Source organism: Acidobacteriota bacterium (genome assembly GCA_028875725.1).
Taxonomy (GTDB): Bacteria; Acidobacteriota; Thermoanaerobaculia; order Multivoradales; family Multivoraceae; genus Multivorans.
This window is the reverse complement of sequence record JAPPCR010000006.1, coordinates 1,754,750-1,769,059: the sequence shown is the minus strand read 5'-3', so window position 1 is coordinate 1,769,059 and position 14,310 is coordinate 1,754,750. Positions and strand designations below refer to the sequence as shown.

The following is a 14,310-nucleotide window of genomic DNA, read 5'->3' as shown; positions in this document are numbered from 1 at the left end:
GCCCGCTCGCAGCCCTTGTGCTCGTACTGGGCTTCGGCTGGCCGGCGGCGGCTCAGCAGACGGGCGTACCGCAGGCCGAGCTGCTCTTTGGCGAGGAGATCGACGTCCGGGTGATCAACCTGGAGGTCGTGGTCGAGAACCGTGCCGGCGAGCGGGTGACCGGGCTCGACAGCGACGATTTCCGGCTTCTCGTCGACGGAGACGAGGTAGCTATCGAGTACTTCACCGAAGTCCGAGGCAAGCGGGCCGTAGCCAGCGGCAGGTCGGGCAGTCCGCCTTCGATCGGAGCCGGAGAAACCGTTGCCACGAACTACGTCCTCTTCGTTGATGACGACCACTCTCAGGTGGTCCTCCGGCGACCGGTGCTGCTTGGCTTTCGGGACCGGCTGGCGGAGCTGCCTGCGGGCGACCAGGTCGCGGTTGTCGTCCAGAGCGGGCGCCAACTGGAGATCCTGAGTGCGTTTACTACGGACCGTGAGGCGACCCGCAGGGCCCTCGGTGACCTCGACAAGGGCGGCCGCTTCGGTGGCTTTCTGCGCACCCAACGGCGCCTGCGGCTTGCCGACGATCATGGCTTGCCCGGAGGCGGAGACGCCGTTTCCTCCCGGGACTCCGTGTCGGCCGCGTCGATTCGGGGCGAGATCGATTCGGAGGAGTTGGCGCAAGCGGAGTCCTACGCCGGCGAGGGCTCACTGGACCCTGAGGCTCGATGGCCGGGCAGGGGTATAGCCACCTTCGCTCCGCTCGGTCCCCAGGGTATCCGGACGTTTGGACTTGGCGGTTGGGTGGCTCCCGACATGCAGTTCCGGGACATGCAGTTCTCCGTCGACGCGGTCGTTTCGACGATGCGGGCTCTCGACCCTCCGGAGGGTCGCAAGGTGCTCCTGCTGCTTGCGGGAAGCTGGCCCTCGGGGGACCTTGGGCTGGCCAGCATCGGAAAGTCGACGGATCTCCACCTCCTGGACGCTCTGATCGACACGGCGAACCTGCTCGGATACACCGTCTATCCCGTGGACCAGCAGGGCGGCCCCGGCGGATGGCTTTGGGCCAACATGCGCTACGTCGCGCACGGCACGGGCGGCAGGGCGTTCATGGCGGGGAGCAACGTCAAGGCCCTGGAGATCGTCAACGCCGACACGTCGCACTACTACTGGCTGGGTTTCGTGCCCGGATACGTGCGCGACGACCGGGCGCACGACGTCCGGGTCGAGGTCAAGCGGCCGCGCCTGCGGGTCCGGTCCCGCCGCGGCTACCTGGACCTGTCCCGGCGCGGGGAAGCCGGCATGGAAGCTCTGCGCGAGCTCCTGTTTCCGGCGGAAGCAAAGCCGGGCGGCGGTCCGCTGCTGGTCGAGGTCGGAGCAGCGGAAAGCGTGAAACGAAGCAGGATGAACGTTCCGATCACGGTCTACCTGCCGGTGGGCAGGTTCCCGGCACTGCCTTACGACGGGCAGTTCGTGCAGGACCTCGAAGTTCGCTTCGCCGCCGTCGACCGCGTGGGTCGGCGGACCGGTGCACCGGTGCAGCACCTGCGCCTCGGCGGCGCTTCCCTACCGGCCGCGGACGATGTCGTGTTGTACCGGACGTCCCTGTCTCTGCGCCGGTTGTTCCACGACGTGGTGGTCACCGTGCACGATCCACTGTCGCGAGAGACCGCCAGCGCGCGCATGCGGGTGGCGCCGCAAAGGGTCGAGCCGAATCCCTGACAGAATCGGCTGCGCGTGGGTTACTCCAACTCCCCCAGGTCTTCACTCGTACTCGCGGCTGCTCTGATCCTCGCCTGGACGCAGACGGCTGTAGCGCAGCCGCCGTCCGGGCAGTCGGACGAACCGGCTCCCGATCTCTTCTTCGGCGAGGAGATCGACGTCCGGGTGGTCAACCTGGAGGTGGTGGTCGAGGATCGGTCGGGCAACCGAGTGCATGGGCTCGACGCCGACGATTTCCGGATCTTCGTGGACGACCTGGAGGTGGGGGTCGACTACTTCACCGAGATCCTGGAGAACAGGGCGGTGGAGTCGCGCGGAGGCGAGGTGCCGCCGGCGATCGGCGAGGGCGATTCGGTGCCGACGAACTACCTCCTGTTCGTCGACGACGACCACACTCACGTCACGTTCAGGCGGCCCGTTGTCCGCGGGTTCGGCAACCAGTTGGCGAACCTCGGTCTGCGGGATCAGGTCGCGGTCGTCGTGCAGAGCCGCCGCCGGCTGCAGGTTCTCAGCCCGTTCACGACGGACCGCCGGCGGACCCGCGCCGCGCTGGCGGAACTCGAAAGCGGCCGTTCCTTCGGAGGTCTGCTGAGGTCGCCGCGGCTGATCGACCAGTCGCGCTTCGCCCGGAACGCGGAGGGCGGTCTGGCGCCGGGCGCCCGCTTCGACGAAGACCTCACCTCCGTAGCCGCCGACCTGCCGTTCGCGGCGATGGACCTGCCGAGCGCGGCGAGCGAAGCGCGGGCCGAGAGCCTGGCGCGGGATCTCGAGTTCTCCGTCACCGCCGTCAGCTCGACGATGCGGTCGCTCGACGTGCCGGAAGGTCGGAAGGTGCTCCTGCTGTTGGCGGGCGACTGGCCGGTCGGCTCGTTTCGGCTGGCGAGTCAGGGAATCGGACTCCGCTCGGACTGGAGCATCCTCGACGCGCTGATCGACACCGCGAACGTCCTCGGCTACACCGTCTATCCGGTGGATCAGCAGAAGCGGCCGAGTCTGATGCGCTGGCAGAACCTGCGGCAGATCGCGGAGCAGACGGGCGGCAGGGCCTACGTGGCCGGGGCGAACCTCGGAGCGCTCCGGAGGGTCAGTGAAGACACCTCGAACTACTACTGGCTCGGCTTCGTGCCTGAGTACCGCCGCGACGATCGGGCGCACGAGGTGCGGGTTGAGCTCCGGCGGCCCGGCCTGCGGGTCCGTTCGCGCAGCGGCTACGTCGACCTCTCGCGCCGGGCCGAAGCCGACATGGAGACGCAGGGCCGGCTACTGTTCCCCGAGGAAACCCGTACCCACGGAGAACCGGTGCTGCGCGTGGAGGTCGGCGAGCCGGAACCGACCGGGCCGTTTCGCCGCAAGATGCTGGTGCCGGTGACCGTCTACATCCCGGTGGGCTACTTCCCGGTGTTTCCCTTCGAGGATCGGTTCCTGGCCCGGCTTGAACTCCGCTTCGCCGTCGTCGACCGGAACGGACAGCAGGCGCGGATGCCGGTCATTCCGCTCAACCTGGCCGGCGGGACACAGCCGGCGCCGGATGCGGTCGTGTCATACGACACCGTCCTGACCCTGCGCCGTAGGCCTCACGATCTCCTGGTTTCGGTGCACGACCCGGTGAGCCGCCAGACCGTCAGTGTGCGGACGCAGGTCAGGTCGCGGATGGACCCGACGACGACGGGCGGCTCGCCATGAGCCTGATCGATGGCGTTGGCTGCCCCTTGATGGGGCCGAATCCGGACGGCGGCTCGCCATGAGCCTGATCGATGGCGTTGGCGGCGCCTTCGTGTTCAGCGAGGACCCGAAACGGCTCGCCGACTGGTACACGGAGCACCTCGGCATCGAGTTCGAAGGCAGCGAAGAGTTCGGGGCCTTCTACGTCCGCTACGTGGCCGCGGACCCGGAGGATCCCGCGTGGGTCATGGACACGACGTTCGCGATCATGAAGGCGAAGCGTCCGGTGCCACGGATGGCCCGCAACGAGGGCGTGGGGCAGGGCGACATGTACGGCGATCAGCCGTTCATGGTCAACCTGCGCGTTCGGGACCTCGCCGCCCTGCTGGCACACCTCGCTGAGCGGGGCGTCGAGCCCCTTCGCACGGACGACGAGGGCTACGCCCTGTTCGCGTGGATCCTGGACGGAGACGGGAACCGGGTCGAGCTGTACCAGCCCCGCGTCGAAGCGGCCCTCAGCGCCGCGCAGGCCTGATTGCCGCAGCCCCGAAACCCGTCGCAAGCGCCGCGTTTCGGCCCATCCCGTCCTGACCGGCGGCCTCTCGCCGCAGACTTGCTACGCCGCGTTCCGCGGCGAGATGCTGCTAGTCCAGGCCCAGGCAGGCGTCCTTCGCGCCGGCCGGGTTCATTGCTTCGGCGCCTTCGCCGATGTAGGCGATCTTCCCGTCCTTGCCGACCACGTAGGTGACGCGGTTGGCGGCCGTGGGGAATCGCTCCATCATGCCGCCGTACTGCTTGGCGACTTCGCCGCCGGCGTCGCTCAGGAGCGCGAAGTCGAGCTCCAGCTCCTCGGCGAACCGCTTGTTTTCGTCCAGCACGTCGGTGCTGATGCCGAACACGATGGAATCACTGCCCGTGAAGTCGGAGATACCAGCCTGGTATCCCTTCATTTCCATCGTTCAGCCGGCGGTGAAGGCCTTGGGGAAGAAGGCCAGGACGACGTTTTTCTGGCCGGCGAAGGAGGACAGGGTCACCTGGCTGCCGTCGGTGCTCGGCAGGGTGAAGTCCGGCGCGGCGTCGCCGACGGCGAGGTTCGCGGCGCCGGCACTCGCCGAGGCGAGCGTGACGGCGCTAGCGAGCATTGCGGCGGGCACGAGGCATCTCATGGGGTTCTCCGTTCTCGGTACCGCCCTACTCTTCGAACTCCGGACGGCGTTGCGCTTGGTGGTCGTGGCGGCGGGAGTGTAGCTTAGACTGGCAGCTCGCTGCAGCCGACCTTCCAGGAGGGAGTTGAGCAGATGATGAAGACGAGGTCGAGCAGATCATGAAGACGATTGGACACCGCATCGCTTCCCCCGCGGGCGCCGCCGCACTGTCGGGTGCGGTGCTGCTGCTGCCCGCCGCCCTGTCCGCCGCGGACGGCGCCGGCGACATTCCGCGGACGGCGAGCGGACGACCGGATCTCACCGGCGTCTACGACATCGCGACGCTGACGCCACTCGAGCGCGATCCCAAGTTCGGGGACAATCTGTATCTGTCCCCGGAAGAGGCCGAAGAGATCGCGCGGACGGTCGCCGACCGCCGGGCCGCCGACCTCGAGGCGAGCGACCCGACCCGGGAGGCGCCGCCGCCGGGCGGCGACGGCTCCCCGGGCGCCGCGGGCAACGTCGGCGGCTACAACGACTTCTGGCTCGACTACGGCAGCCGCTCGATCTCGATCGACGGCCGGTTCCGCACGTCTCTCGTCTTCGATCCGCCCAACGGCCGCCTGCCGGAGATGACGCCGGAGGCGCAGCAGAAGAGGATGGCGTTCTTCACGCTCTTCCGCGAAAACACCGGCACCGCCTGGTGGCTCGAGAACGACGGACCGGGTCCGTACGACGACATCGAGCAGCGTCCGCTCGGCGAGCGGTGCATCCTCGGATTCGGTTCGACCTCCGGCCCGCCGATGCTGCCTACCGCCTACAACAACCTGAAGCGGGTGGTGCAGACCGAGGACTACGTGATGATCCTGGCCGAGATGATCCACGACGCCCGGATCATCCGGATCGGCGGCGCCCACCTGCGGGACGGCATGACGGCCTACATGGGTGACTCCGTGGGTCGCTGGGACGGTGACACTCTGGTGGTCGAGACGAGGAACTTCGGCAAGAAACCCGGCATGTACACCTACGGCGCCGGCGAAAGCCTCAAGGTCACCGAGCGCTTCAGCCGGATCGATGAAGACACGCTGAACTACAGCTTCACGGTCGAGGATCCGACGACCTGGGAGAAAGCCTGGAGCGGCGAGTTCCCGTGGCCGGCCGCGGATGGCAGGGTCTACGAGTACGCCTGCCACGAAGGCAACTATGCGATGGGCAACATCATGCGCGGCGCCCGGCTGCTCGAGGCCGATGCGGCCGCCGCGGCCGGCGGCGGCGGCGAGTAGCGTTCCGGAGGGCCGGTCGGCCGGCCTGGCGCTGGCGGCCGCCGCACTGGTGGTCGCCGGCTGCGCTGGGCCGAGGTCCAACGGGCCGGTGCTCGATGGCGTGCCGTCGGGCTTCGAGCTTCACCCGGCGTTCGCGCTCGAACTCGCGGCCGCCGAGCCGGTCACGGTCGATCCGATCGACCTTGCCTTCGACGAAAGGGGGCGGGCTTTCGTCCTCGAACTGCCGGGCTACCCCGACATGGAGCGGCCGGCCCGAATCGTCGAACTCGCCGACCGCGACGGCGACGGAACGTGGGACCACCGCCGGTTGTTCGCGGACGATCTCGGCATGGCGGATTCGATCCTGCCGTGGCGCCGGGGGCTGCTGGTGGCGGCGCCGCCGCACATCGTGTACCTGGAGGACACGGACGGCGACGGCAGGGCGGACCGCCGGGACGTGCTTCTGAGCGGCTTCGCCGAAGGCAACCCCCAGCACAACGTGAACGCGCTCCGCTACGGCCTGGACAACTGGATCTACGGCGTCAACGGTGGCAACGGCGCCCGCGTCTTCTGGCCGGAATCGCCGGACGAGGTTGGATTGCCGCGCGCGGAAGAGGACATCGGGCAGGACGACTTCCGGGTCGACTTCGGCGCCCGGCGCTTCGAGCGCACCGGTCGTGGCGCCGGCGGCTTCGGCATGACCTTCGGTCCCTGGGGCCGCGTCTTCGGCACCCACAACCTGGACCACCTCAGCCAGGTCGTCATTCCGCGCCGCTACCTCGAGCCGCTGCCGGCGGCCTGGCAGGACGGCCGCCTGCGACTGGCGGCGCCTCCGGAGGGTGGTCCGGCCGAGCTGTTTCCGATCGGCGTGCGGCAGACGCGCCCGAACCACCCGGAGCAGTCCAGGAGCTTCTCGGCCGCGTGTTCGGTCACCGTGTATGCCGGCGGCGCGTTCGACGGCGTCGGCCTGGAGGAACAGGGAACCCAGGTGTTCATCGCCGACCCGTCCGCGAACGTGGTTCATCGCGCGGTCGTCGACACGGCCGGCGCGGCGGCGGAGGCGGTCAGGGGTCGGCCCGGAGTCGAATTCCTGGCCTCGACCGACCCGCTGTTTCGGCCGGTCAACCTGACGGTGGGGCCTGACGGCGCCCTCTACGTCCTCGACATGCATCGCGCCGTCGTTGAACACCCGGAGTGGATTCCCGACCCGATGGAGGCGGAACTCGACCTCTACGAAGGTGGCGATCGGGGCCGCATCTTCCGGATCGTGCCTGCCCGTGGACTGCCGGCTGCGTTCGAAGACTTCGCGGGTTTCGACCGCTCGCGCCCTGCGGACCTGCTCGATGCGTTGTCTCACCCGAACCGGTGGCGGCGCCTTGCCGCGCAGCGGCTACTGGTCGAGGAGTTCGCGGCGGCCCCGCCTGAGGCGCTCGTCGGGGACCTGCGGGAGATGCTGGAGAACGCGCAGCCGCTCGGGAGACTGCACGCGCTCTGGACCCTGAGCGGCTTCGGTGAACTCGACCGGGAGTCGCTCGAGGCCGCGCTCGACGACCCCGGCCCGGAGCTTCGGCGCAACGCCGTGCTGGCCTTTGAGGAGACGCTTCGGGACGACGCGCCCGCCAGTCCGCTGATGCCCCTCGTGCCCCGGGTCGTGGCCCTGATCGGCGATCCCGATCCGGCCGTGCGTCTCCAGGCGATGCTGACGTCCGGGATGCTCCTCCGGTCGGAGGTCGGGGGCGAGGCGCCGCTTCGGGGCGCGACGATGTCGGCGGTGGTGGCCGGAGTCACATCCGCGGCAGAGGAGGCGCCGGTGCCGGCGGAGTCGGCAACCGGGCAGCGTTGGCTCCGGCTCGCCGCGGCCTCCGTCCTCGCCGTAGATCCGGTCCGTTCGCTCGAGCTGTTGCTGACCTCGGGCGTCGCCGACGGCGAAGTCGTCGAACGGGTCGCGACTCTGCTGCCCGCGGAACGGTTGGGCGAGCTGATGGCGGGCGAGCCGGTGCTCCGGGCCCTGTCCGCCTCCGCTGAAGGCCGTTCCGGGGTTGGCGACGCCCTGCTCGCCGGCCTGACGGCCGCGGCCACCGGCGAGGGAGACCGAACGGTCGACGACTCAGCCCTGGCCGGTCCGTTGCGGCGCCTGCGGCAATCCGGCGACGACGTCCTCGCGGCCTCCGCCTGGCGCCTGAGTGCGGCTTTGGGGGCCGAGGCGTCTCCTGCAGAAGTCGGTCTTCTCGACTGTGCCGGCGTGCGGGCCGCGAACCCGGCCGGTGGCCTGGAGGAGAGGCTTGAGGCGGTGGCTCTCTTCGGTCTACGCCGGCACTGGCCGGCGGCGTCGGAAGAGGTCGTCCCGCGCTGCCCGGAAGCCGCCGACACCGCCGAAACTCGAGTCGCCGAGACGGTCCCGGTCGGAGAAACGTGGCTGGAGCGAATGGGTGCCCTGCTCGACGCGGACCAGCCCCGACGGGTGCAGCGAGCGGCGATGGCGGAGCTGGCGTCGGCGGACGAGGGGGCGGTCACGGCGTACCTGGTCGAACGCTGGTCGTACCTGGGACCGGACGCCCGGCGCGATGCGGGCAGCTACCTGATCCGAAGCCGGAGCCGGCACGGGGCTCTTCTCGACGCGCTCGAGAGCGGACGCATCGGGCTCGGGGAGATGAACTTCATTCTGGAGCGGCGGCGCTTTTTGCTGCGCTCGCCCGACCAGGAGATCCGCCGGCGGGCGCGGGCCCTGTTCGACGATGCCGGCGTCGTTACCCGTGCCGAGGCGATCGAGGCAATGCGGCCGGCGCTCCAGCTCGACGGCGATCCGAATAGGGGAGAAGCCCTGTTCCACGAACTCTGCGCCCGTTGCCACCGGAGCGGCGGCGCCGGCAGTGGCCCGGGCCCGGACCTGTCCGGCGTCGGCCGCAAGAGTGCGGAGACCCTTCTGCACGACATCCTGGACCCGAACGCGGCGGTCGACGCCGCCTACGTGAACTACGTGGTCGAGACGACGGACGGCGAGGTCCACTCGGGTCTTCTGGCCGAGAGCGCCGGCGGCGGGATCGTCCTGCGGGCGGCCGAAGACCTTCTGGTCGAAGTGCCCGCCGAACGAGTCCGGGAGGTCCGCAGCGACAGTCTGTCCATGATGCCGGAGGAGCTCGAAGCGGGCCTCGAACCCGCCGACATGGCGGACCTGCTCGCGTTTCTGAATCGCTAGCGCCGCGCCGCCTCGATCTCGAGGAATCGCTCTTTCAGCCGGACCGCCTGGTCCCGGTCCAGCACGAGGTAGATCTCGTTCGGCCTCGGTCCGCGGCGGAGGTAGTCGTAGAGATAGCCGGGGAGCTTGTCGTGACGGCCGAGGATCCGCCAGAACGCTTCGGTCGCGAGGCCGCGGGCGCGCTCGGAGAACGGCGTCACGACCCGGTGCTCGAACCGCCGGAGATCGTGCATCGCCTCGAGTGCCAGGTAGTTGAGCCGGCGGGTCGTCTCGTCGACCGGGTAGGACAGGATGGAGCCGAAGGGCATCGGGTCGCCGAACCAGGGTGGCAGTGACTCGAGCGCGGTGTTCGGCCCCAGGGGATAGGGCTCGGCGCGGGTCGCGTGGTTCGTGTAGAAGAGGAGGCGACCGTCCCAGCCGTTCTGTTCGATCGCCTCGATCAGGGCGACGGTCGCGTACTGGTGGTCCGGATGGCTGTCGAGCAGCGGGTTCGCCGTCGCGATCAGTTCGGCGCCCGTCCAGTCCACCTCCCGGCGCAGGTCCGCGACGAGTTCGGACCAGGTCGACGTGAACGGCCGCGTGGCCAGTTGCGGTTCCGTGTTCAGCCGGCGGAAGTGGGCCGGTTCCTCGAGGTCGGCGAGGATCGAGTCGACAGTCTCGGGCCGCTGCTCGTAGAGGCGGCGGAGGGTGCCGTCGAAGTAGCCCAGGTTCCGCGCCCGATTGAACGGAACGTCGCCCAGGAAGGGCACCGTCAGGCTGTCCCAGGTTCGCATCCAGCCCTTGATCCGGTAGTGCTCGCCGATGTCAGGGAAAAGGCCGCCATAGTTCATGCCGCCGTAGTCGCCCGCCGTGACGGTGACGACGTCGGAATGCGTCGTTGCATAGAGGCCGAAGGCGGCGATCTCGGCGTCGTCCGGGTGGGGCGCGACGACGAGAACGCGGGTCGCCTCGTCGATGGGCGGGTTCTCGAACACGACCAGGCGCGTCGGTCCGAGCTGCCAGCCGATCTGCCGGCCGACCATCTCGATTCGGTCGGCGCCCGCCGCGGGCGAGACATTCAGGTAGCGGCGGCCGGTCGAGCGCGGCGCGAAGGACTGGGTGAAGCTCCGGCCGTCCGCGCGGAACTCGATGCTGGGGGATAGCGACGGCAGCAGGGGTCTGGTCCTGGCCTGGAGCTCCAGCAGAGCTGTGATGTTTCGGCGCGGTGCCTCGCCCGGCCAGTCGAAGCCGTCCCGGCCGAGGCGGACCTCCCAGGTCGTGCCGTCGCGCCGGTCGAGAGCGTAGTCGTGGGCCTGCCGGGGATCGTGGCGGAAGAAGTTCCGGTAACCGCTGCCCCGGCAGTGACCGAACAGCCCGACCGCCAGGACCGCGGTCAGCACCAGGGCGATGTTTCGCCGCTCGCGGGTCATCTCTGGTGGGTTCAGGGCCGGGAAGGCGGTGGCGGTGCGCCGATGTAGCGGCAATGGCCGCGATCACCGAGCAGATCGTCGATCTCGGAGGTCACGGCATCGTCGACGGGCGCGCGGCTGCCGTTCGCACCGGCGAGTACCGTGCGGTCCCGGAGTTCCAGCTCGAATTCGACCTCGACGCCGCCGTTCCTGCCCCGGCTGCGGCGCCTGTCGAGCAGGTCGCGCAGTTGTTCCAGCTCTTCGTTCAGGGGCTCGTCCCGGGTTTGGGCCTCGCCCCGGAGGTCGAGGTGGATGCGCAGGCGGCGGGCGAGTTTCACCGGCGCCTCTTCGACCGGCACGACCTTGCTGACCACCAGGTTCGGTTCTTCGCGCCGCCGGTCGACGCGCCCGGTGAAGAACAGCACCGCGCCGCGCTCCAACTGTTCCTCGTACTCGGCGTAGGCATCGGCGAACAGCACGCCCTCCACGCGCGCGCTCTTGTCCTCGAGCTGGATCATCGCCATCTTCTGGCCGGGATTGCGTCCCTTCCGGGTGCGGGTGGTGCGGAGCGAGCCGAGCAGCGCCCCCAGGACGACCTCCGTGTCGGCCGGCAAGGCCTTCAGTTGCTCGACGTTCACGTTGCCGAAACGTTCGAGCAGGTCGCGGTGGTCGTCGAGGGGGTGGCTGGAGGCGAAGAACCCGAGCGCCTCCTTCTCGTGCGCCAGCAGTTCGCCGGCGCTCCATGGCGGCACCGCCGGCAGTTCCTGGCGGGCGTCGTCATCGGGCTCGGGCGAGTCCTTCGAACCGCCCCCGAACAGGAGGCTGGCCTGGCCGCTCTCCCGGTCGGCCGCCGCTCGCTGCCCGGCCTTGACCGCGGCGCTCAGCGCATCGATCATCGCCGCACGCTGGTCCTTGCCGTGGATGCCGTCGAAGGCGCCGGACTTGATCAGCGCCTCGATCGTCGAGCGGTTGACGGTCTGGAGCGGCACGCGCCGGCAGAAGTCCCAAAGGCTGCGGAAGCGGCCGCCTTCCTCGCGCGCCTCGAGGATCGCCCGCACCGCCTTCTCGCCGACGCCCTTGACCGCCGACAGGCCAAAGCGGATGTGTCCGTTGCCGCTTGCCTGCTCCTCCCCGGGCTCGAACACGACATGGAAGCGGACGCCGGAGCGGTCGATGTCGGGCGCTCCGACGTCGATGCCACGGCGGCCGCCGGGGAGCTTCACGCGCGCGCACTCGTCGACGTAGTGGACCAGCTTGTCCGTGCTGTCGGCGGCATAGGTGAGGACGGCCGCCATGTACTGGACCGGGAACCAGGTCTTGAGGTACGCCGTCTGGTACGCGAGCAGGGTGTAGCCGACCGAGTGGGACTTGTTGAAGCCGTAGCCCGCGAACTCCTCGATCAGCCCGAACAGTCTGGTCGCCTGCTGCTTCGGGAGTCCCTTTGCCAGCGCGCCGGCGACGAAGCGCTGGCGGGCCGCGTTGATCGTCTTGCGGCTCTTCTTGCTGATCGCCTTGATCAGCGTGTACGCCTCGCGGAGCGGCACGTCGCCCAGTTCGTGGACGATCTGCATGACCTGTTCCTGGTAGACCATGATGCCGTGGGTGTCGGCCGTGTGCCGGTCGACGATCTCGTGGACCTGGGGGGTCTCCTCGCGGCCGTGCTTGCGGTCGCAGTACCTCGGGATCAACGCCATCGGCCCGGGACGGAAGAGGGCGTTGGCGGCCACCAGGTCCTCGAGCCGGTCGGGCTTCATCTGCAGCAGCAGGTTGCGCATACCCTCCGATTCGAACTGGAACGTACCGGCGGTGTCGGCGCTGGAAAAGACCTGCAGGACCGTGGGGTCGGCGAGGTCGATGTGGTCGAGGTCGAGTGGGTGCCGGCCCTCGGGGCAGGTTGGAACCGCTTCGGCGATCGCGCCGGGCGGCAGGGTCTCGCGCACGAGCTGGCGGCAACGCTCGATGATGGACAGGGTCGTCAGCCCCAGAAAGTCCATCTTGAGCAGGCCCATCTTCTCGACCGTGGGCCCGTCCCACTGGGTCACCAGCACGTCCTTCGAGCCCTGGGTGCGGCTGGTGGCCAGCGGCACCAGGTTCTCGAGGGGCTGGGTCGCGATGACCAGCCCGGCCGCGTGGACGCCGCTGTGCCGGGTGATCCCCTCGAGTTCCTGGGCCGTGTCGATGACTTCGCGGACCTGTTCGTCGCTCTCGTAAAGCTCCTTCAGTTCCTTCTCGCGACCCAGGGCCTGCTCGATCGTGACACCGAGTTCGGCGCCAATCAGCTTCGAGATGCGGTCGACCTGGGCGAGCGGGAGCTCGTGCACGCGTCCGACGTCGCGGATCGCGGCGCGCGCCTTCATCGTGCCGAAGGTGATGATCTGGGCGACGTAGCCGTACTTCTCGCGGACGTACTCGAGGATCTCGGCCCGGCCGTCCTGGCAGAGGTCGATGTCGATGTCCGGGTACTCGCTGCGGTCAGGGTCGGTGAAGCGCTCGAACAGCAGGCCGTAACGCACCGGGCAGGCGTGCGAGAGCCCGAGCGTGTAGCCGACCATCGTGCCGACGCCCGAGCCGCGCGCTGTGGCCGGGATGTCGCGCTTCCTGGCTTCGTTCACGAAGTCCCAGACGATCAGGAAGTAGGCGCTGATCCGCTTGACGGCGAGGACCGAGAGTTCATGGTCGAGACGGCGGCGGTGCGCGTCCTCGACCCGGTCGCCGTAGCGCCAGACGAGGCCGGCCTCGCTGAGTTCGCGCAGCGCCCGGTCACAGTCGGCATGGAGGGCGTCCAGCTCCTCTTCGCCCGGCTGCTCGGCCAGCGGCTCGACGCGGTAGCCGGCGCAGAAGCGGTCGAACCAGGCCCCGCTGCCCGGTTCCGGCTCTGCCGTTCCCGCCGCCGGTGGAGGAGGCTCCAGGCGCTCGACGCGCACCAGCGGCGCGTGATTGGCGGAGAAGTCGAGTTCGACGTTGCAGCGGTCGGCGATGCGCCGGGTGTTCACCAGGGCGTCGACCGTCTCCGGCGCGCCGAAGAGCTCGGCCATCTGCTCGGGGCTCTTGACGTAGAGGTCCCTCGGGTAGTGGAGGCGGTCCTCCTGCTGCTTCGACTTGCTCGTCGAAACGCAGATCAGCGTGTCGTGGCTGTCCCAGTCCTCGGCAGTGAGGAAGTGCGAATCGTTGTCGCAGACGACGGGCAGGTCGAGGTCCGAAGCTAGGTGCAGGATCTGCTCGTTGACCTCTTCCTGCTCACGCGTGTCGTGGCGCTGCAGTTCGAGGTAGAAGCAGGGCTCGCCGGCCTCATCGGACGGGAAGGTGCGCCGGTGCCACTCGGCTTCCTGCCGGGCCCTCTCGTAGTGATCGTCGCCCCCGGTTTCGATGTGCTTTCTCAGGTGGTAGGCGAGGGAGGAGCCGAGGTGGCCATTGATCGCGATCAGGCCCTCGTTCCACCGCTCGAGCGTTCCCTTGTCCATGCGGGGCTTGTAGTAGAAGCCTTCGATGTAACTGTCGGACGAGAGCTTGACCAGGTTGCGCCAGCCCGCTTCGTTGCGAGCCAGCAGCACCAGGTGGAAGCCGCCGTCGGCGACGCCCTGGGTCTCCTTGAACCGGCGGTCGGACGTCTCCGTCCTGATGTCGGGCGCCACGTACGCCTCGATCCCCAGGATGGGCTTGACGCCCTTCTTCCGACAGGCCTCGTAGAAGGCGACGGCGCCGAACAGGTTGCCGTGGTCGGTGAGGGCGACCGCGTCCATGCCGAGGCCGGCGATCCGGTCCACCAGGGACTCCATCCGGTTGCCTCCATCGAGCAGCGAGTACTCGGAATGGAGGTGAAGGTGGACGAAGTCCGGTGCCATGCGCGGGTGATGAGTCCACGCCGCGGCCGGAACCTCGAACCGGTCCGCCCCGGGCGGAGACAGCGCCTAGCTTCTCACCGGCGGCAGGCCGACGCAAGCGGGTGTGGAACTG

The 14,310-nt window shown here is 69.2% G+C and carries 8 protein-coding genes; 5 read left to right on the top strand and 3 right to left on the bottom strand.

Going from position 1 to position 14,310, the window contains the following annotated elements; all coding sequences use genetic code 11:
- Window positions 1-17: 17 nt before the first annotated feature.
- From OXI49_09225 to OXI49_09215, 3 genes are read left to right on the top strand one after another with little or no spacing between them, the layout of a single operon-like run.
- Window positions 18-1,703, top strand: a complete 1,686-nt coding sequence (locus OXI49_09225; GenBank protein ID MDE2690679.1) for a VWA domain-containing protein — start codon at window positions 18-20, stop codon at window positions 1,701-1,703.
- Window positions 1,704-1,718: 15 nt separating this feature from the next.
- The gene (locus OXI49_09220; protein MDE2690678.1) at window positions 1,719-3,386 is read left to right on the top strand and encodes a VWA domain-containing protein; all 1,668 of its coding nucleotides are present in this window, start codon (window positions 1,719-1,721) and stop codon (window positions 3,384-3,386) included.
- Window positions 3,387-3,444: 58 nt separating this feature from the next.
- Window positions 3,445-3,900 (top strand): VOC family protein, encoded by a 456-nt coding sequence (locus tag OXI49_09215; GenBank protein ID MDE2690677.1) that lies wholly within the window; start codon window positions 3,445-3,447, stop codon window positions 3,898-3,900.
- A gap of 109 nt (window positions 3,901-4,009) precedes the next feature.
- On the opposite strand, the gene OXI49_09210 is transcribed toward OXI49_09215, so the two are convergent.
- Complete coding sequence (locus tag OXI49_09210) at window positions 4,010-4,507, bottom strand: peroxiredoxin (GenBank protein MDE2690676.1); 498 nt, start codon at window positions 4,505-4,507, stop codon at window positions 4,010-4,012.
- Window positions 4,508-4,689: 182 nt separating this feature from the next.
- On the opposite strand from OXI49_09210, the gene OXI49_09205 reads away from it, so the two are divergent.
- Window positions 4,690-5,793 (top strand): hypothetical protein, encoded by a 1,104-nt coding sequence (locus OXI49_09205; protein ID MDE2690675.1) that lies wholly within the window; start codon window positions 4,690-4,692, stop codon window positions 5,791-5,793.
- Window positions 5,759-8,968: a c-type cytochrome gene (locus OXI49_09200; GenBank protein MDE2690674.1), complete on the top strand. Its 3,210-nt coding sequence runs from the start codon at window positions 5,759-5,761 to the stop codon at window positions 8,966-8,968. The genes OXI49_09205 and OXI49_09200 overlap by 35 nt, the downstream gene beginning before the upstream one ends.
- On the opposite strand, the gene OXI49_09195 is transcribed toward OXI49_09200, so the two are convergent.
- Both OXI49_09195 and dnaE read right to left on the bottom strand, forming a co-directional pair.
- Window positions 8,965-10,431 carry a hypothetical protein gene (locus tag OXI49_09195; GenBank protein MDE2690673.1) on the bottom strand — a complete coding sequence of 489 codons (1,467 nt, stop codon included), beginning with the start codon at window positions 10,429-10,431 and terminating at the stop codon, window positions 8,965-8,967. The genes OXI49_09200 and OXI49_09195 overlap by 4 nt on opposite strands.
- The gene (gene dnaE / locus OXI49_09190) at window positions 10,389-14,198 is read right to left on the bottom strand and encodes a DNA polymerase III subunit alpha (GenBank protein MDE2690672.1); all 3,810 of its coding nucleotides are present in this window, start codon (window positions 14,196-14,198) and stop codon (window positions 10,389-10,391) included. The genes OXI49_09195 and dnaE overlap by 43 nt, the downstream gene beginning before the upstream one ends.
- Between the last annotated feature and the right edge of the window lie 112 nt (window positions 14,199-14,310).

Coding starts and splice junctions, on each gene's coding strand:
- OXI49_09215 (MDE2690677.1), top strand. CDS start 3,445: ATGAGCCTGATCGATGGCGTTGGCGGCGCCTTCGTGTTCAGCGAGGAC.
- OXI49_09205 (MDE2690675.1), top strand. CDS start 4,690: ATGAAGACGATTGGACACCGCATCGCTTCCCCCGCGGGCGCCGCCGCA.
- OXI49_09200 (MDE2690674.1), top strand. CDS start 5,759: ATGCGGCCGCCGCGGCCGGCGGCGGCGGCGAGTAGCGTTCCGGAGGGC.
- dnaE (MDE2690672.1), bottom strand. CDS start 14,198: ATGGCACCGGACTTCGTCCACCTTCACCTCCATTCCGAGTACTCGCTG.